Source organism: Enterobacter sp. 148H3, from assembly GCF_034107425.1.
Taxonomy (GTDB): Bacteria; Pseudomonadota; Gammaproteobacteria; order Enterobacterales; family Enterobacteriaceae; genus Enterobacter; species Enterobacter vonholyi.
The window spans coordinates 31,964-51,466 of sequence record NZ_JAWNEI010000009.1; the positions used below are offsets into that span (position 1 = coordinate 31,964).

The 19,503-nt window shown below is 56.9% G+C and carries 16 protein-coding genes; 1 reads left to right on the forward strand and 15 read right to left on the reverse strand.

The features are described from left to right. Positions 1-3 precede the first annotated feature (3 nt). The 15 genes from USH94_RS14225 to USH94_RS14295 form a co-directional block, all read right to left on the reverse strand. Positions 4-801, reverse strand: coding sequence for a PP2C family protein-serine/threonine phosphatase (locus tag USH94_RS14225; protein ID WP_014884226.1), 798 nt, complete (start codon positions 799-801; stop codon positions 4-6). Next, complete coding sequence (tagH, locus tag USH94_RS14230; RefSeq protein ID WP_111964763.1) at positions 798-2,561, reverse strand: type VI secretion system-associated FHA domain protein TagH; 1,764 nt, start codon at positions 2,559-2,561, stop codon at positions 798-800. The genes USH94_RS14225 and tagH overlap by 4 nt, the downstream gene beginning before the upstream one ends. A gap of 81 nt (positions 2,562-2,642) precedes the next feature. Beyond that, positions 2,643-3,050, reverse strand: coding sequence for a putative T6SS immunity periplasmic lipoprotein (locus USH94_RS14235; RefSeq protein WP_111964764.1), 408 nt, complete (start codon positions 3,048-3,050; stop codon positions 2,643-2,645). After that, complete coding sequence (locus tag USH94_RS14240) at positions 3,041-3,583, reverse strand: hypothetical protein (protein WP_021240381.1); 543 nt, start codon at positions 3,581-3,583, stop codon at positions 3,041-3,043. Before USH94_RS14240 ends, USH94_RS14235 begins: the two co-directional genes overlap by 10 nt. 57 nt (positions 3,584-3,640) lie before the next feature. Continuing rightward, positions 3,641-4,123 carry an Hcp family type VI secretion system effector gene (locus USH94_RS14245; RefSeq protein ID WP_008502640.1) on the reverse strand — a complete coding sequence of 161 codons (483 nt, stop codon included), beginning with the start codon at positions 4,121-4,123 and terminating at the stop codon, positions 3,641-3,643. Positions 4,124-4,303: 180 nt separating this feature from the next. After that, positions 4,304-4,723, reverse strand: a complete 420-nt coding sequence (locus USH94_RS14250) for a T6SS amidase immunity protein Tai4 family protein (protein WP_240168083.1) — start codon at positions 4,721-4,723, stop codon at positions 4,304-4,306. Positions 4,724-5,060: 337 nt separating this feature from the next. After that, a complete protein-coding gene (gene tssC, locus USH94_RS14255) occupies positions 5,061-6,560 on the reverse strand; it encodes a type VI secretion system contractile sheath large subunit (protein ID WP_014884232.1) in 1,500 nt (499 codons plus the stop codon). Between the two features lie 3 nt (positions 6,561-6,563). Beyond that, positions 6,564-7,088 carry a type VI secretion system contractile sheath small subunit gene (gene tssB / locus USH94_RS14260; RefSeq protein WP_008502644.1) on the reverse strand — a complete coding sequence of 175 codons (525 nt, stop codon included), beginning with the start codon at positions 7,086-7,088 and terminating at the stop codon, positions 6,564-6,566. 75 nt (positions 7,089-7,163) lie between these two features. Further along, the gene (tssA, locus tag USH94_RS14265; protein ID WP_111964766.1) at positions 7,164-8,180 is read right to left on the reverse strand and encodes a type VI secretion system protein TssA; all 1,017 of its coding nucleotides are present in this window, start codon (positions 8,178-8,180) and stop codon (positions 7,164-7,166) included. Between the two features lie 11 nt (positions 8,181-8,191). Then, on the reverse strand, positions 8,192-8,908 hold the full coding sequence (gene tagF / locus USH94_RS14270) for a type VI secretion system-associated protein TagF (protein WP_029740102.1): 717 nt from the start codon (positions 8,906-8,908) through the stop codon (positions 8,192-8,194). 16 nt (positions 8,909-8,924) lie between these two features. After that, the gene (gene tssM / locus USH94_RS14275) at positions 8,925-12,545 is read right to left on the reverse strand and encodes a type VI secretion system membrane subunit TssM (protein ID WP_111964767.1); all 3,621 of its coding nucleotides are present in this window, start codon (positions 12,543-12,545) and stop codon (positions 8,925-8,927) included. Between the two features lie 3 nt (positions 12,546-12,548). After that, positions 12,549-13,787, reverse strand: coding sequence for a DotU family type VI secretion system protein (locus tag USH94_RS14280; protein WP_045404313.1), 1,239 nt, complete (start codon positions 13,785-13,787; stop codon positions 12,549-12,551). Between the two features lie 17 nt (positions 13,788-13,804). Continuing rightward, complete coding sequence (gene tssK, locus USH94_RS14285) at positions 13,805-15,148, reverse strand: type VI secretion system baseplate subunit TssK (protein ID WP_111964768.1); 1,344 nt, start codon at positions 15,146-15,148, stop codon at positions 13,805-13,807. A 28-nt stretch (positions 15,149-15,176) separates the two neighbouring features. Next, complete coding sequence (gene tssJ, locus USH94_RS14290; RefSeq protein ID WP_111964769.1) at positions 15,177-15,680, reverse strand: type VI secretion system lipoprotein TssJ; 504 nt, start codon at positions 15,678-15,680, stop codon at positions 15,177-15,179. A 23-nt stretch (positions 15,681-15,703) separates the two neighbouring features. Further along, positions 15,704-16,198: an SH3 domain-containing protein gene (locus USH94_RS14295; protein WP_111964770.1), complete on the reverse strand. Its 495-nt coding sequence runs from the start codon at positions 16,196-16,198 to the stop codon at positions 15,704-15,706. 1,001 nt (positions 16,199-17,199) lie between these two features. Between USH94_RS14295 and USH94_RS14300 the strand changes: the two genes are divergently transcribed. Next, on the forward strand, positions 17,200-19,488 hold the full coding sequence (locus USH94_RS14300; protein ID WP_111964771.1) for an FdhF/YdeP family oxidoreductase: 2,289 nt from the start codon (positions 17,200-17,202) through the stop codon (positions 19,486-19,488). The last annotated feature ends 15 nt before the right edge of the window (positions 19,489-19,503 follow it).

Below are 19,503 nucleotides of genomic sequence, written 5' to 3' on the forward strand. Positions count from 1 at the left end.
TGTCTAATCAGTTCCGCAGGGAAGAAATTGTGCTGCGTCAGAGAGGGTGTGCAGCAAAGTGGTGTCCTGAGGGTTGCCCATCCATACCGCCAGGGCAGTATAGTTATCCTGAGCATTCCCTTCCTGTTCACCATTCTTTTGAATGATTTGGTTCATTAAGGTCAGCCACTCCTGCGGCGTATTGACCATATGCAGCGACTGCTTCATTTGCTCTTCACTGACGCCGTGCCAGAACCCGTCGGTGCAGAGTAAGAATGCATCGCCGTCTTCAACCTGCACCACGTCGCTGTAGCTCGCTTCCGGCCCGCCGTTTTCAATCCCGAGCGCAAGATAGAGCAGGTTGCTGTTCAGGTTGTCGGTCTGGTGTCCGGCATCTTTCATCTGCTGCACCAGGCTGTGGTCGGTGGTCACATGCCACAGCCATCCCCGGCGGAACAGGTACAGGCGGCTGTCTCCGGCATGCGCCCAGTAGGCCAGGCCGTAATCACGGTCAATGAACAGACTGACCAGCGTCGTGCCCATCCGGCGATAGTCCTGAACGGCCTGCTGCTCGCTGAGGATGGTGCGGTTCGCCGTCTGCACGTAGTCGCGGATGTGCTGCGCATTAAGATGTTTGTCGCCATCGAAGCGGGAGATAATGCTGTTGCGTGCCAGCTCTGCAGCTACCTCACCGCCCGGCAGGCCCGCGATGCCGTCGCAGACGACAAAGCAGGCTGAACGTTCCCCTATGGTTTCTCCCGTCTGATCCTGGTTGCTGGCGCGCGTCCCCTGGCGGGAGAGAGAAGCCGTTGCGATATTCATTTGTCTTCCGATCCGCTCTGTGAGTCTTTGTACTGATTCACCTCCATGTCGTACGCATGAAGGAAGGCCTCGCCGAACAGGGTGTGGAAGTCATCCTCAATCTCGCCCGCCGTCTCGCCATAGCTGCGAACAAAATAGTCCCACAGGGCGGCTTTACGGCTGCCCGGCAGCGCCAGACGCGAGGTCATGCCGTTCTGCTTCGCCTGCTCTTCCAGCTGCTCCGGGTTAAAGGACTGCAGCATTGCCGCGATGATGGCGCGGATACCGGAGATCATGCCCAGCTGGTGCGCCTGCAGATCGATCAGCGCATCGCGCACGGATTTGGTCGGCGGCATAAAGCCCGGCATCGGGGTGCCGAACATCTGGATCAGCACGGTTTTGCCGGTCGGCAACAGCTTGAACGGGTTGTTGGCATCGTCCAGCACCATGGTCATATCGGCTTTTACGCCGCGCTTGAGGATGGAGCGCGAGGAAAGCAGCGCCACCGTTCCCTGAGAGAACATACCGAGGATTTGCCCGAGCTGACGCATATTTTCACGGTCAAACTGCGGAACGGGCTGCATTTCGCTCAGGCCCATGCCTTCCAGCAGCGCCTCCAGAAGCTCGCCCTGCAGCACTTCGCCCTTCTCACCGCTGTTTGCCGTGGCGGCTGGGGCGGCGGCGTTATTGACCGGGTCGATGCGCAGACGGCCCTTAGGGGCCTGGGCGCTGCTGCGCGCAACGGCCTGCGGCGTAGGCATGGTGAAGCCTGCGTAATCCGGTCGCGCGGGCTCTTCTTCAGCGCGCGGTTCTTCCTGCGGCTCAGGGGCGAACAGCGGAGAATCAGCCAGCACGTCCTCTTCCTGCTCAGGCTCCGGCACTGGCGCAGGCTTTTCGGCGACTATGTCATCCGGATGGGTTAACGGCGCGCCGCCCATCAGCCCGAGCGGGTCGTCATTACGCGCGGCTGGCGCGCTGGCCTTGCCGCCAAACAGGGCCAGCGGATCGAGCTCATCCGTCGCCTCGTCTTCTGGCTTAGCGGGGCTATTCTCTCCCGGCGGCACCAGCGTTGACGGGGTGACGTCATCAAAAATACTCTCTTTCTTGAACAACGCTTCGTCGCTGAACAGCGTGTCCGGGTCAACGTTCTTACGCTCGAGCCTTGGATCGCTGTCGTTGAACATCGCCAGCGGATCTTCAGCGTTACGCTCCGGGGCCGCTGGCTGGGAGAATGGATCGTGCGATGCAGCTGGCTGCGGTTTTGTACGGTTGCTGGAGATGCTGTCGGAAATGGAGAACTCCTGCATCAGGCTATCCCAGATTTCCGTTGGCACGGCGGTCGGCTCGGCCTTCCCGCGCGGTGCGGCACTCGCCGGTTTCGGTTGCGGAGCAGGCGCGGACGCGGCTGCCGGACGCGCCTGCTGATGCATGCTGGCCGCCATACGGCTCACGGGCTGCGTATCGTGGATCAGTTCGGTGACTTCGATACGGTAGTCATCAATACCGAGAATGTCGCCATCCTGCAGCTCAACCTGACGCCCTCGCTCCAGCGGAATGTCATTTAATACCACGCGGGTGACGCTGCCACGGTTGGTCACGCGGCATTCGCCCTGGGCATCAACGTGAACAATGGCCTGCAGACGAGAGATGGTGCGGTCATTATCCGGCAACACCAGATTGTTATCCGTACCGCGCCCAATGGTGCCGCCCGGGGCGTAAAAATCACAGCTGCTTTGCGGCGGCTGATGACCGGGTTTTGTAGAAATAATCGTGAATCGCATGGCGTATTCCTGCTGGTATGATTAGCGCTCAAACGCTGCCGCTCTCGGGGCGAGAACGGCGGCGTTTGGGGTTAACACATTCTATTCAGTCTGCGTAAGCTTAAACTGGCCTGAAGGACCTTCCTGTAAGGTGAAGCGGGCCGCATAGCGAACAGAATCGTTTTTCCCTGACACTTTCAGAGCAACATCATATTCTCCGGCTTGCCACGCAATCCCCTGCCACTGGTGACACTGTTGGGTCGTTAACGTCACTTCAGGGCTAAACGTTGACGGCGGCGATACCGCTTTCCACTCATTTCCCGCGCGTTTCATTATGGTGGGCGAATGGCTGGTGACAGGCGCGTCTAACCCGGAGTTAGCGGGAATAGCAAAGCAGGGTTCGTTGTTCTTTAGTGTAACCGAAAGCGACTGATATTGTGCAGGATGAGATACACAGGCACTCACCGTTAATGCGATTGCTACAACACTGAGTAACTGTTTCATAACCATACCCGCCGGTCTTTAGGATTTTGAATAAACAACGATAATACCTGCAGGTATTTATCCTTCAGGTCGGGCCCGATAATCCCCTCAAAACCTGCAATGTTTCGGAAATCACCCAGACCGTAATTTATCAAATAATAAAAATCAGAAATGATAGAAGCCTGCTGCTCCATACCAAAGTCCGATAGTTTTTTATCGGGGGGCAGAGAATAATTATAACTTGCTGCCCAACTGAATGCGCCTCGGGTTCGAACATTCATTCCAATCTGATGCTGCAATACATGCACCATTTCGTGAATAAACCAGTGTTTATATCGCGGAACCTCTATTGAGAAGTCATCCCGATAATGCGGCTCGCGAAAATAGAGCTCTCCATTGGGGGTCATCGCGACATCTGTCGACTGCATATTAAACGGCAAATAGCTTTTATTATGGACTTTAACTTCTGAATACTTTATTGCATCACCAAAAACCGAGCGCGCCAGTGCTATTTCGCCAATGGTGAGAGGACGGGCGCCTCCTTCCTGCAAACTTGCCATGCTATCTTCCTTCCCGGTTGATAATGACCGGGGAAAACTCCCCGGCCACATACGCAATTACGCTTCTTTGTTTTCTTTGATGTTCCAGCCAGCGCTGCTTTCAGCACCTTTACCACCAGACGTGGTCTGCTCCCAGTACTGCTGTTTCACTTTCGCAGCCTGGAACGCATAGGTCACACCAACGGTATCGCCGTTGTCTGCACCGGTGTACTGAACAGAGGTGACCAGCACATCTTCCAGCGTGATGCGGGAGTATTCCACCTGCTGGCCGCCGGCTTTACAGACGGACAGCTCAACTTTAGTCAGGTGTTTACCGCTGGCGCAGTGTTTCAGGATAGCGGTGGTGGATTTGTCGATCAGCGCGTTAACGTGCAGGTCGTTAAAGTTGACTTTACCGGCACCGCCGCCACCGCCAACGCTCATATTACCTGGCTGGGAAGCACCCCAGGAGAAGGAGGTAATATCAGTCCAGCCGGTGTGGTTAGAATCTTTAGATTCGCCCGTAACACCCTCGACCTTCAGAAACATATCAATAGCCATAATATCTACTCTTCGTGGATGAACAATATTGCTTTCGAAAAAGCACTTATATGGCAAACAGGAAAGCATGGGGCTGAATAAAACCGTCCATATTTTACCTCTGCCTCATATCAAATGACCCGTGTCATTTGACAGTCTTACATTCCCCCTGAATGAACGGAAAGAATGTGAAGTCTTTTACTACTCTGGGTTATCCTGGATCCAGCTACGATCAGGATCGCCAATGATGACTTGCGGAACCAGTTTGTTCAGTTCGTCGCTATGATAAAGACGTAGACAGTTTAAAGTTACACCTTTGACATCGGGTTTTCGCTCTGAATGAAAACCATTAATTTGATTTTTATATTTTCCGATGAGAGCATTCACTTTATCCGTGCCATTTTCTGCATCAAAAGGTATCCACTCAATAAATGCGCTCGCACTTCGGGCCGCATCAGCAGAAAACTGACTGCCTTTATCTGCCACCTGAGCAAGACAGCGCGACAGAACTAAATCTTTTAAAACCTGCCGGTATGTTTGCTGCTGATAAAAATCAGGATAGTTATTTCCAGCACACACATAAAAAGTCATAAATGCGAGGAAAAAACAGAAATGCTTCACCTTATATCCTTTGTCATAGAACCACAGCGCATCAGTCCGACCAAAATACTAACTTTTATCTTTCCATTTTTCTGCGACAACGTATATCCCTATCGCTAATGCATTAAGTCCAGCACATAAGAATCCATGCATTGCGATTCGCGGAACATCTTCCGGCCAGTCAAAGATAAACAGATAGTAGCCGGATACCGCCACAAACAGCATAAATGAAATTATTAGCAATATATAAACGGTTAAATAGCTGATGAATTTTCGTATTAACGCTTTCACAGTCAAATTCATTAGCTATCTCGTATTCACCGAAATGGTGCCGACCCTCCAGGGCCGGCACTCATCATCACGCGTCTTTCGTCTTCAGCGACGGCAGTTTAGATACCAGACGCAGAGAAACGGTCAGACCTTCCAGCTGGTAGTGTGGGCGCAGGAAGAACTTCGCGGCGTAGTATCCCGGGTTGTCCTCAATCTCCTGCACCTGCACTTCCGCAGCCGCCAGCGGTTTACGGGACTTGGTCTCCTGGGAGGAGTTAGCCGGGTCACCGTCGACGTAGTTCATCACCCAGTCGTTCAGCCAGCGCTCCATCTCTTCGCGCTCGCGGAAGGAGCCGATTTTGTCGCGCACGATGCACTTCAGGTAGTGGGCAAAGCGGCAGCAGGCGAACAGGTACGGCAGGCGTGATGCCAGGCGCGCGTTGGCGGTGGCATCCGGGTCGTGGTACTCCGCCGGTTTCTGCAGAGACTGCGCGCCGATGAAGGCGGCAAAGTCGGAGTTTTTGCGGTGAACCAGCGGCATAAAGCCGTTTTTCGCCAGCTCGGCTTCACGACGATCGCTGATGGCGATCTCGGTCGGGCACTTCATGTCTACGCCGCCGTCATCGCTCGGGAAGGTGTGGCACGGCAGGTTTTCCACCGCCCCGCCGGACTCCACGCCGCGAATCGAGGTGCACCAGCCGTACTCTTTGAAGGAGCGGTTGATGTTGGCGGCCATCGCATACGCTGCGTTCGCCCACGAGTAGCTGTTGTGGTTCGCGCCGTCGGTCTGCTCTTCAAAGTCAAAGCTGTCGACCGGGTTGGTGCGAATGCCGTACGGCAGGCGCGACAGGAAGCGCGGCATCACCAGACCCAGATAGCGGGCATCTTCGGATTCACGCAGCGAACGCCAGGCGGCGTATTCGGTGTTCTGGAAGATCTTGGTCAGGTCGCGCGGGTTAGCCAGCTCCTGCCAGGACTCCATCTGCATCACGCCCGGCGCGGTACCGGTGATAAATGGACAGTGCGCCGCAGAGCCGATGCGCGCCATTTCGCCCAGCAGCTCAACGTCCTGCGGGCTGTGGTCGAAGTAGTAGTCGCCGACAATGCAGCCAAACGGCTCGCCGCCGAACTGACCGTACTCCTGCTCGTAGATCTTCTTGAAGATCGGGCTCTGGTCCCAGCCCACGCCCTTGAAGCGCTTCAGGGTGCGGCCCAGCTCCTGCTTGGAGATGCTCATAAAGCGGATCTTCAGCATCTCGTCAGTTTCAGTGTTGTTCACCAGGTAGCTCAGACCGCGCCAGGCGCTCTCCAGCTTCTGAAACTCTTCGTGGTGAATGATCTGGTTTACCTGCTGCGACAGCTGCTCGTCGATACCGGCAATCAGGTTCTGAATGGTACGGTAGGTGTCGTTCGAGAAGGTGACGGTATTTTCCAGCGCCTGCTGCGCCAGGGTTTTGACCGCGCTTTCTACGGCGGAACGCGCCTGGTCGGTTTTCGGGCGGAACTCTTTGTTCAGCAGCGCGCTGAATTCATCCTGGCTGAACGCCTGACCCGCCTGCTGCTCGTGTTGTTGAGTCTGGTTGCTCATCGATTATTCCTCGCTACCTTTCGCGCTTTCGTCATTTTTCGGCAACTGGCTCAGGGATTTGAGCAGCGTCGGATCCTGCAGAATTTTAGCGATCAGCTCTTCCGCACCGTTTTTGCCGTCCATATAGGTCAGCAGGTTGGAAAGCTGGGTACGCGCTTCCAGCAGCTTGTTCAGCGGCTCAACCTTGCGGGCCACCGCATCCGGCAGGAAGTCGTCCATGCTGTCGAAGGTCAGATCTACGTTGAGCTTACCTTCGCCGGTCAGGGTGTTATCCACCTGGAACGCCACGCGCGGCTTAAGCGCCTTCATGCGTTCGTCAAAGTTATCGATGTCGATTTCGAGGAATTTACGCTCGTCGACGGCCGGCAGGTTTTCAACCGGTTTACCGACCAGATCGGCCATGACGCCCATCACAAACGGCAGCTGAATCTTACGTTCTGCACCGTAGATCTCTACGTCGTACTCGATCTGCACGCGGGGGGCACGGTTACGTGCGATGAATTTCTGCCCACTGTTACTCATTGCCATGATGTTCTCCATCAAAGATGCGCGGTGAAGGTGAAACGGCAGGCTCCATGCCTGTCGTCATAATGCCTGGACGCGTTATTCGCGGCGCCCAAAGATGTTTTCAAGTTGGTTAACGCCGTCTGGCGCCAGGTCGCGAATAATGTCCATAAAGTTGAGTTCTGACAGCCGCTGCACCCGTTCAATCATCAGCGGTGCGGGGTGGCTCGGTTCGTACTGCGCAAAATACTGTTTTGCTTTTTCCAGCATCAGCTGCGCGTCGGCGCGGCTGGTGACCTGCACGCTGCGCCAGTCGGTGACCGGCTGAGCGGGCTGCGCTGCCGACGACGGCTGCTCTGCCTGTGGTTCTGCATGCGCCTCACGGTTCGGCAGCAGCTTGCTGAGGTCGGTTACCTGACACGCGCTTGCTACCAGTCCGACGGTTTTAAGCAACTGCTCCATCTCGGGCACGCCGCTTTCACCGAGATGCCCGGTGAGCAGCTCGCGAATGGCCAGCAGCCGTTCGTTGATGACGATAACCGCTGCGGTCCCCGGCTGGTCGCCGCGGGCCAGCTCGTCAATCAGCCGTGGACGCCCGCCGGGATAGTCCGGGCATTCGGTTTTACTGCCGTCCAGCAGGGCCTGAGCATCCCGGAGCGAAATTTCATCGCCGTTTGAACGCAGCAGCGAGGCGTTACGCACGGCGATGGTGAGGTCGGACTTATCGCTCAGCCCTGCCAGGGCGTTAATGCGGTAGAACGGGTCGGTTTCGCCATACTCTTCCAGCAGCGGATAGAGCGGCTCCCAGTAGCGGGCGATCGCCTCCTGCACCAGCAGCAATCCGTCCGCGTAGCCCGCAAGCCCGCGACGGCGGGTCCAGGCATGGGTTAACGCCAGCAGGACGCGAAGATCTTTGGTGCGGGTCAGCAGGCTGATGGCGTATTTTTCCACCGTGTTCCAGTCAGCTGGTTCTGCCGGAATAATGGTGTCGCCAAACTGCTGTTCCGCTTTCCCAAGACTTGCCTGATTCATGCTCTGGAATTCGGCGTCGTACTCCAGGTTTTCGCCACAGGGTTTTTCGGGACTTATTGGCGCGAGAAATTCTTCGATATTCATGAGATCCCTGCTTATTCAAACATAGGCGGATAGAGACCGTGACGGCCCGGACGAGCGCCCCCTGCCGGGTCGAACAGCAGGGTGAAAAGCTGCCCGGTAAAGTTACCGCTGTGCACGTGGGTGTACAGCGGGTAGCCGTCGCAGCGGTTGGTCCACCAGTAGCTGGTCTGACGCAGAGGATCAAAACATTCAGCCGCCTGAGGCCAGCCCAGCGTGCTCTGGCCGTCCTCGTCATAGCCAATCACATCAAGTATGTCGGAACGCTTTTGCGGCTCGACCGGCTGCGGCGCCGGAATGGTCATCAGCATTTCGTCGAGCTGCGAGGCGGAAAAACTGTTGCGCACCGCGTGCAGCCCCAGGCGCCCAATCTGCTGATACCAGCTTTCGGCTTGGCTGAGCAGGCTGGTCGACCATTCGGACGGCGCGAAGCTCAGCTGAAGGCAAACAGGATACTGTCGGCCAACGCTGTCGCGGCCGGGCAGCAGACAGCCCATCTGGATCATCTGGCTGCCCAGCATGGGCGGTACCACAAAATTCCAGACTGGCGCTTTCTGAAACTGGCGCTCGCCGCTGCGCTGCTCTTCCTGCTGCCAGGCCAGCAGGCCGACCTGGAACCAGTGTGACCACTGGCGCTGTAAAGTGTCAGGAAAGCGACGCTGCAAAAAATCTCCGGCGCTGGGTAACTTGCCATACCAGCTATAGCGGTTCATCGCAGGGGTATTCGTCATACGGCTGTCCTTGCGGTTATGGGCATGAGAAACGGGGAAGCTGGAACGGGTTACGAATGCTGTTTGGCGCAAACTCCAGCGTGACCTGATGTCCGTCGACGTTGAAGGTGGCCTGACGGCTCAGGCTACCCGCCCCCGGGCTGGTGCTCGCTTTATCAAAGAAGCGGTTCAGCGCCCAGGAACCGTTGGTCACCAGCGTCGCCGTGCTGCCGTTCGTCAGCCCCAGCTGCATGCGCACCTGGTTGGTGCCGCCCGGCCCCGGCCAGTTCATGATCTGCACGGCCTGCGGGCCGTGGCTGTAGCGCAGCAGCTGGCCGTCAACGTCCAGCGTCAGGTTCAGAATGGAGTTATCCATTCGCACGGTGCGAACCGTCACCTTAAAGGACGGCGTGGTTGCGCCGTTAGCAAAGAAGGCGTCGCGAATCGACTGGGCCTGCTGGAACGGTCTCAGCAACCCTTCACTGCCCGGCAGCGTTTTACCGTCGATGCCCGGCATAAAGCGCCAGTTTGCCTGGGTGGTGTCCACTTTGCTGGTCAGGTTATCGCGAAAGAAGGTATCCATCAGCCCGGTCCCCGGCGCAAACATGCGCGCGAGATCGTCAGGGGTTACCTCGGTGCTGGCGCTGCGCACCAGCGGGTAGCGACCGGCAATTGCCTGGCGACAGAACCCGCCCACTTCAACGTTAATCCGCTTCCGTACGTTTTCCAGGTCACGACGCTGGGTATCGCTGCTGGCGCCCACAGCCATGTTGCTGAACATGGTTTGCAGCCCGCCCGGCAGACGACCGGCGCTGGCCTGCAGGCGGCTGATCGCCTCCCCGCCCGGCGCCGGCATGCCGCTGTTGGCCGCATCCTGCACGGCGGTCAGGTAACGATACAGCTCATCCACCTGCTTGAGAAAATCGTCAAACACGATGGTCTTCCCGCCCTTCTCCAGCGGCTGGGCCAGCTCAATCATCGGTGCGTAGTGGTCGGTCACCAGCTGTTCCGGCGCCTGGGTAACCGCGGCGGCCTGCGTCGGCGCATTGTCATTATTACTGAACAGCGCTTCCAGCGTGCGGGTGGCGCGGTTGCTTTGCGCCTGCGCTTTACCCGCATCTTCCGGCGCTGGCGTATCGCGGGAGAGCGTCAGGACCTGGCTCAGGTTCTGCACCAGACGGCGCAGCGGCGAGTTGGCTCCGGAGAGCAGGCGCGCGGTGTTGATGCGCTGGGAAAGATCGGCGCTGTTATTGAGCTGAATGTCGGCGAGGAAGCGATCCCAGTTCGCGATAAAGTCGCGCATGTAGAGCTGGCGCACGGCGTTGTCGATCTGCTGTTTATCCTCCTGCACCGTCGCGGCCCCCAGCACCCAGGCGTCGTCCTCGTGCAGAGCGGTGGTTACGCTGTCAATCTGGCCGTTAAAGCTTTTCCAGTAGCCGTCCGGCGTATAAAGCCCCGGTACGCCTTCGCTGACCGGCTTGCCGCTTTTACGGGAAAATACCAGCTCGCTCTGCGGCCCGCCCAGGTCGGAAAGGGAGACCGGCTTCAGGTTGTCATCATGCTCCAGCAGGCGCTTGAGGCGACCGTACACCCGCGTGGAGAGCGGCTGCTGGCCGATCATCGCCCTTTCGCGGGCAACCAGCGATTCGTCCTGCGCGTACGGCGAGGCCTGAATTTTCGGCTCCAGCAGCTGCGTCAGGTGCCATTCAAGCTGCTGCAGCTGCGCCTTCGTGACGTTCTGCGGCAGATTCCGCTGCAGGTTGAGCATCACCCACGAATGCAGGAATTTACCGTCGTAGTGCTTTGGCTGATAGAGCATCTGATAGGCTTTCAGCGCTTCATAGCTGTATTCCACATCGCTGCCGTTGTCGTTACGAAGCCAGGTGGTGATGTGCATGGCAACGGCAGGCAGCAGCATCTGATCCAGCGCTTTCTGGTACAGCGACTGCGAGGCGTCGCTGACGTCATCCCCGCGATAGAGTCCCATACGGCGGGATACGGGCGGATCGTTGACATCAAACGCGTCGCTTTTCGGCAGGTCAACCAGACCGTTCAGCAGCGGCAGCAGATCGAACAGGTCACGCTGGGTCTGGTTCTGTAAGGCTTTGCTCTGCTGGTCCAGCAGCGGCACCTTCGCATCCACCTCTTCCAGGTAGGCCTTGTTTTTGGCATAGCTGGTCAGCCACAGACCGCCCAGGATCACCAGCAGGGCCAGCAGCGCCGCGTAGCCGGACCAGATCACCGCCCGGTTGCGCAGCTCCCACCAGCGGTTTTCCCCGGCGATCCCGGCTTCCTGGAAGATGACGTTTTGCAGCAGGTTCTTAATGAAGAAACTCTGGCCTTTTGCCCCCGGGATTGGCGCTTCTTTGCTGACCGAATCCCAGTTATCCGCCTCTCCCCCTTCCGGCAGCGACAGCGCGCGGTTCAGTTCGCCCATCACGCGGTCAAACGGCATGCCTTCCTGCGTCCCGCTGGCGAAGTAGATCCCGCGCGGAGAGAACTCGGTTTCAAAGTTGGAGCGGGCGAATACCGTGCTCAGGTAGTCCGCCAGCAGCGGACGCAGCGCGGCGAACTCCTGCGGGAAGAGATACGCTTCCGCGCGGGTTTTCGCGTCATGCTCTTTCAGCATGGTTTCCGGCAGCCCGGCATCGAGGCGCTGCTGGAGCAGAGAAAACTCCTGCTGGAAGTTGCCCATCAGGTCGTAATCGGCGTGTTTGGTTTGCTCCCACGGCAGCGTAAAGCCCCAGATCTGGTCGCGCTGCGCTTTATCGTAGTCGGCAAACCAGGCGCGGAAGCCTTTAAGCAGGTCGGCCTTGGTCACCATCACGTAGACCGGGAAGCGGATACCCAGCTGTTCATGCAGCTCGGACAGGCGCTGGCGCAGGTTCACCGCCTGCTGGCGGGACGCCTCGGCAGACTGGGTCAGCAGGTCCGAAATGCTGATCGTGACGATGACGCCGTTGATCGGCTGGCGGCGGCGATACTTACGCAGTAACCCCATGAACTCCAGCCATTCGCCGGCGTCCTGCACCTGCTCGCTCTCCTGGGTGGTATAGCGGCCCGCCGTGTCCAGCAGCACCGCCTCATTGGTGAACCACCAGTCGCAGTTACGCGTGCCGCCAATGCCCCGCAGCGCGGTCTTACCGAAACGATCGGCCAGCGGGAACTGCAGTCCGGAATTGACCAGCGCCGTGGTTTTACCCGAGCCCGGCGCGCCAATAATGACGTACCACGGCAGCTGATAGAGATATTGCGTGCTGAAGCGCTGCGTCCACTGGGCGCCCTGGCCCGCTTTGCTGAAGTGCGCTTTTTTAAGCATCTGCGCGGCTTCATCAAAACGGCTGGCGAGGATCTGCTCCTCGCTGTTCAGCCGCTTCTGCGGATCCGCGGCTTCCGGGCTGGCGGTATTCTCCTTGAGCTTGTCCATCAGCTTGCGGTTCAGCCAGGCATTGTACAGGCGCGGCAGAATGTGGCCCTGTGCCCAGAGTAGATAGACCACGGCAATGCTGATAATACGGTTCTGTTCAGATTCAAGCGGTCGGGTGTCCACGATGGACAACAGAGGACCAATCATCCAGATCACAGCCGCAAGCGCCGTTACGCCGAGGAAGCTCCACAGAATGCGGTTGGTCAAAATGGAAAGAAGTGTAGTCAGCATTCCTTAGTTTCCTTGCGGCAATCCGTTCAGCTCGGCCTGAGTGTTTTCAGGCGACACCAGCAGAGTAATTTCCACACGGCGGTTACGGGCGCGGTTTTCAGGCGTCGTGTTCGGCGCTACCGGGTTAATCTCGCCCCGCCCTTCCGCTTTCACGCGGCCAGGCTGAGAGAGGCTTCCCTGCAGCATTTTTTGTACCGAGCGGGCGCGTTCCAGAGAGAGTTCATAGTTGGAGGCAAAGCGCGCGCTGCGGATCGGCACGTTGTCGCTGTAGCCCACCACCAGAATTTTGCCGCTGACGTTATTCATCGCCTGCGCAATGCGGTTGATGACCGGTTCATAGCGGTCGCGCACGACGGTCGAGGCAGAGGCAAACAGCCCGTCGCCTTTCAGGATAACGACGCTGCGATCCGCTTCGTCTTTCACCGCGACGAGGCCAGCCTCGATCTCCGGTTTCAGGAAGCCGCGAAGGTTAAGCACCGCCGGTAGCTGACGGGCCGGTTGCTGAATAGTGGTTTCCGGCAGCTGGGACTGGTAAATCTTCGCCAGCACCGGGTTGGTGCTGTCGCCAAGACGCCAGTTAAGCACGATATAGAAGAGACAGGCGATAAACCCGGCCAGCGCCACGCAGGCCCACAGAGGAACCATCGGCCGCCAGAGCTTACGCAGAACCGGGCGATCTTCCGGATGGGGAGAAAGCGGCGGCGGATAGCTGCCGCGCACGCCGCGGATCATCTGCCACAGCCGCTGCTTGATGGTCTCAAGCTGGGTGCGGCCATTATCCAGAACCCGATAGCGTCCCTCGAAGCCCAGCAGCAGGCAGTAGTTGATCATCTCCAGCAGCAGAATATGCTCGCGCGGGTTTTGCGACAGGCGCGCCAGCAGCTGGAAGAACTTCTCGCCGCCCCAGGTTTCGTTATGGAACGTCACCAGCAGACCGTTGCTGGACCAGACGCCGCTGCTGCCCCAGGGGGTGAGCGCGGCGGCCTCGTCGAGCGCCGTACACAGGCAGTAACGTGCCCCGACGATCACTTCGTAGGGCAGCCCTGCCTGCTGGCAGCGGACTTCAAAACGGCGAATTTCATCGATCAGGCGCTGGCGTAACGCCACCTGATCGTCATGGGAGACCGAATGACGGATCTGCGGAATCGCATTGAGCAGCGGATTGGCGGCCGCCACCAGCTGATTGTTGCTACTGGCCCCGGTAAACGCGGCATCGCTGCCGGTGTCCTGTCGTTCCTGCATATTAAGCGCTCGCTTTATTATTCTGTCGGGCTACGGATGGCCCAAAACTCCATATCCAGCCCCGGGAACTCCCCTGCAAGGTGCAGGGCGAATGCGCCGGACTTATCCATCTCGTGCCACAGCTCGCTGCCCTTCTCGAGCTCGAAGTAGCTGTAGCCGGCATGCCAAGGGATCTGCGGCGGCGCGACCGGCATGGCCCGCAGCATAATGCCCGGCAGCTGAAGCTGAACCAGATCGCGGATTTTCGACACCGGTGCGACCTTCATCTGCGCCGGGAAATGGGTTTGCAGGTGTTCGCCCGGCACGTTGGCTTTTACCGCCAGCACGAAGCCGAACTCACGCACCATGCTGGTTTCAGGCACCGTGGCGATGTTCAGGCCGTGAGAGCGTTCGTTAAGCGGGATCTGAATCGCGTGGTCTTCCATCACCAGCGACAGTCCCTGACGCAGCATCAGCATGAGCTTGCTGAAGCAGTTTGCCAGATCGTCATGATCGTAAATCGGCAGCACGCTTTCGGCGGTCCGCTGCGACGTCCAGGTGGCAAGTTCGGTCGCAAACGGCAGCCAGCTGCGCCAGAGCGTTTCCGGGTGCAGCAGCGGGAGGGTTTTTAAATGAGACACCTCGCCCAGATGACGATTAACCAGCGACAGCAGCGTGAACTCAATCAGTTCAGAGGTATTAAAGCGACCGGGCTGGCGCAAACGACCGCCAATTTGCTGGCTGCGCTGTACCAGCAAGCCGTGCAGATCGTTGATCATGCTGTAGATCTGCGGGCTGTTGTTGGCATTGAGCATCGGCGGGATGTAGCTGTTGTCGAGCCGCACGTGGTTGTCGTTACGTTTCTCCGTCACAAACGCCACGCCGATGGCGGTCCATTCTGCCGTGAGGTCTTTTTCCAGCATCAGGGTCAGACGCAGGCGGCCAAACTGAACGGTGGCATCTCCCACCGACATGGCGTTGTCGTCTTCCACCTCTTGCTCGAAAGCGATAAAGCGCGCCAGCGAGGCTGCCTCTTCGCTAAAGATCACCTCTTCTCTCTCGCCACGACGAACCGGCAGCGCGAGCACCACCTTTTCGTTAGTGAGATTGTCAGGAATTTTCAGCGGTACAGGACCGTTGCGCCCGTTACGGACCTGGAAAAAGGTGCCGTCCGGCAGCAACCCACTGCAGTAGCTCAGGGCTATGCATCCCTGACGAAGCATCGCTTCATCCAGTTCAACGTCAAGAAAGCCCCAGAGATACGATCGCTGCAGCGCGCCCCATTCACGAACATGGTTGAGCAGATAGCTTTCAGTCCGCTGAAAATGGTGTGGACGCAGGAACATGCCTTCGGTCCAGACGACCTTTTCTGCTTTCGTCATGATGATGTGTTTCCTGTTTTGAAGCGCGTTACTGGCTGATGACCCGAATGCCGTTCACGTCGAGAAAAACGTTGGCCTGGAGTTCATCTGCGGACCATTTCCAGAACTGGTAGATATGATTTTCGCCAGGCACGGGCAGAGGAAGTGATACGCGCCATTTTTTGCCATCCAGCACCTGATACTCCGCCATCACGCCTATGTAGCGGGCCTCCGGAGAGCTTTGCCCGCTGAGGGTTTTGGACAGCTGTCCCGGCATCAGGAAAAACACGTCGCTGTTCAGCAGATTCGCGCCAAGCGTGGCTGACGCGTTGTTCTGCAGGGAGTAAAAGTCGCTGGACATGAAATCCGCATCGGATTTCAGCAACAGCACCCGGACCTTAAGCGGCGCAGATTCATTGATTTGTGGATGAGCCTGAAACTGCATATTGTAGCGGGAGGGGTCGCTGTGTGAAGACGACGTACAACCACTGACCAGGGCGAAAATCACCGCGTAAAAGAATAACCACAGCCTATGAAAATTTTTATTATTCATAAAAATGCGCTCATGAAAGCCGTTTAGTTCAGGATCCAGGTACCGTTAGCGCTGTCTTTGCAGGCTTTGCTGTTACCATCGACATCGACACAGGTCGCTTTTTTACGCGTCTTCGGACGAATAGCCTGTTTACGCACGGCGGCGTCGTACAGGTCGGCCTTGATCACGGCGCGCATCGGGACGTAACCAATCAGCTGCTCGTTACCTTCATCGGCAAGCGCCATCCAGTAGTGTTCAACCTGACCCAGCACCACGTACGTTTTTCCGGTATCAAGAGTGCGGATAACTTTACCGCCGAAGTCAGGGCGGCTCATCAGAGAGGCCGGATACATAGCACGATACGGCTCGTTGACCGGCGTGAACTCCGCCGGCGGGGTAACAGCGTGACGGTGGGTTAAGGTGACGCCGTTGACCTGACTGGTCTCAATCGTATCGTCGTTGATCACAGGTTTCTGCGGCGCTTTACAGCCCGCCACCGCCATTACAAACAGAAGTGAAAACAGTACGCGCATTTTCATATGCTTTTCCGTAGCGATATTTCGATGATGAAGATAAGGGGGTGAAGTTTGACTTAAGTGCTATTGTTAAAATAGCCAGGATATTTTCGGGGCGTTACTATTTTAAGGGCATAGCTACCGCACGAGCCCTTCAGAATAAGGCCCAGCGTCTTCCTGACATATTTTGACAAACGGTAAGCAAGTTTACATGAGCTTTGCCTCAATTCAATATTTACCGTTGCGTAACTGTTGCTAAATGAAGCAGTCGGAAAATTATAGGATTAATCCTATGAAAAAACCCGGCATGGCCTAAACTCTCTTATTTTCCTACCAAAATACACTGCAACTTTTTGTTTTATATACAAATAAAACAAAAGAGAAATACTTTCATTAACGCAATACTGCTATTATCGCCACTACCATAATTAGTAGAATTTGCGTATTGATGAGGTCAGCAGAATATATCAACGATGAATTATTTGTTGCACTAACAGAGTATCTTTAATATCGATCGGACTCTAAGACTTGAATGTGACTATTTCACTTATGTTGCAGGGCGTTAATTTCACGCCTAAAAATAACTTTATATTTCTCGTTATGGCAATTATCCCGTCAGGCCTAAATTTTATCCATTAATCATTAAGCCTGAGTTAACCTTCCTGACCTTATCGCAGCCGAAAATGCTCGCGATAGCCCGCCAGCTGTGAATGTTGTTTATTGTCACCGCTCAAAGGCTTCATTCGAAACTTTATTGGTGCTACATCTTCTCCTACTCGCCCCATCTATCTTGCTTACCATGCGATAGATAAGATTTATTATTAAAATGATAAAAAATCGTTATAATTTCTTTAAATGTTTCAACATCACCCTCTATAAGCAACTGTAATAAAAAGAATTTAAGTTAAAGCATCTTTTTGTACCGCACGCGCGTCGCCATCCGGTCGTCATTGCTTTCGCTTATCGTTCTTTGCAGCGCTTTTAGGGGTTCAGACGTTGTGTGACCGAACAAATCAGGAGTGGGTATGAACAAGAAAAGACGCTCGGTGCCGGGTATCAGACACTATGACGGCCCTGCCGGCGGCTGGGGCGCATTGAAAGCGACGGCCATTGCAGTACGTACCCAAATGGATACCCTTGATGCCCCCGCGACGCTGCTGCGCACCAACCAGCCTGACGGCTTTGACTGCCCGGGCTGCGCGTGGCCGGATAAAGAACACAAATCGACCTTCCAGTTCTGCGAGAACGGCGCCAAAGCGGTGACCTGGGAAGCCACCAGCAAACGCGTTACCCCCGCGTTTCTGGCCGAAAACAGCGTCTCCTCGCTGCTGGCAAAATCGGACTTTGAGCTGGAAGGTTACGGTCGACTCACGCATCCCCTGCGCTATGACCGGGCAAGCGATACCTTCCGGCCCGTCGTCTGGGACGAGGCGTTTGAACGCATCGGCGAAGTGCTGCGCGGGCTTGAACCGGACCAGGTTGAGTTCTATACCTCCGGGCGGGCCTCTAATGAAGCGGCGTATCTGTTCCAGCTGTTCGCTCGCGAATACGGCACCAACAACTTCCCCGACTGCTCTAATATGTGTCACGAGGCCACCAGCGTCGGCTTGCCGCGTTCTATTGGCATCGGGAAAGGCACCGTGTCGCTGGATGATTTCGACAAGACCGAGCTGGTTATCTCCATCGGTCACAACCCCGGCACGAACCATCCGCGAATGATGGGCACCCTCCATGAGCTGGCCCGCCGCAACGTGCCGATTATCGTCTTTAACCCGCTGCGCGAGCGCGCCCTCGAACGTTTTGCCGATCCGCAAAGCGTGATTGAAATGGCAACTTACGGCTCTACGGATATTGCCTCAACCTACTTCCAGGTGAAGGCCGGGGGCGATGCCGCCGCGCTGAAAGGCATAGCTAAACACCTGCTTGAAATGGAGGCCGAACGCGGCGACGTGCTCGATCGCGCGTTTATCGCCGAACATACCCAGGGCATTGAAGATTTCACCGTCGATATCGCACAGACCCGCTGGGACGAAATCGAGCTGGAGTCAGGTCTCAGTCAGGCGGCCCTCAAAACGGTAGCCGAGGCCTATGCGAAATCGAATGCCACCATTATCACCTACGGGATGGGCATTACCCAGCACAATAAAGGCACGGCGAACGTCCGCCTGATTGCGGACCTGCTGCTGCTGCGCGGGAATATTGGCAAGCCCGGTGCGGGAATATGCCCCCTGCGCGGTCATTCAAACGTTCAGGGGAACCGAACCGTCGGGATTAGCGAGAAACCCACGCCGGCCTTCCTGAACCGTCTGAAGGACGTTTTCGGCTTTGAGCCGCCGTCTCACCATGGACACGATGCGGTGCAGGCCACGCAGGCCATGATCGACGGCCGCGCGAAGGCGCTCATCTGCCTCGGGGGTAATTTTGCGGTGGCGATGCCCGATCACGAACGTGGTTTTCCGGCGATGGGTAACCTGGATTTGAGCGTGCACGTCGGCACCAAGCTGAACCGCACCCATCTGCTGGTGGGCAAAGAGACCTTTATTTTCCCGTGTCTTGGCCGTACCGAGCTGGATGTTCAGGCTACCGGTCGTCAGTCCATTACCGTCGAAGACTCGATGTCGATGGTCCATGCCTCATCCGGCAAGCTGAAACCCGCCTCACCGTTACTCCGTTCGGAACCGGCTATCGTCGCCGGCATGGCGAAAGCCACACTGCCGGAAACCCGCGTGGACTGGTTGATGCTGATTGAGGATTACGACCGCATCCGCGATCTGATCGAGCAGACCATCCCGGGCTTTGAGAACTACAATGCGCGGATCCGCGTTCCCGGTGGCTTCCGTATGCCGCTGCCGCCCACGCAACGCATCTGGCCAACGGCGACGGGAAAAGCGATGTTCTCGGTGTTCGACGGTGTTCACGAGAACGCCAGCGGCGAAGGTGAGCATGTTATGCGGCTAATCACGCTGCGCAGCCACGACCAGTACAACACCACCATTTACGCCCTTGACGACCGTTACCGTGGCGTATTTGGCCGCCGCGACGTGTTGTTCATGAACGAGGACGACATGGCGCAGTCAGGGCTGGAACACGGCGACCGCGTGGATATCGAAACCGCCCTCCCCGGCAGCGTTCAGCGTCTGAAAGACATTACCGTGGTGGCGTACAACATCGCGCCGGGGACCGTCGGCGCCTATTATCCGGAGGCCAACGTGCTGGTACCGCTGGATTATCTGGATAAGGACAGCGGTACGCCGTCGTATAAATCCGTTCCGGTTCGCATCACCCTGCGCTCTAAAGAGATCCGCATGCTGTAAGGCTGTTCGCGCAGA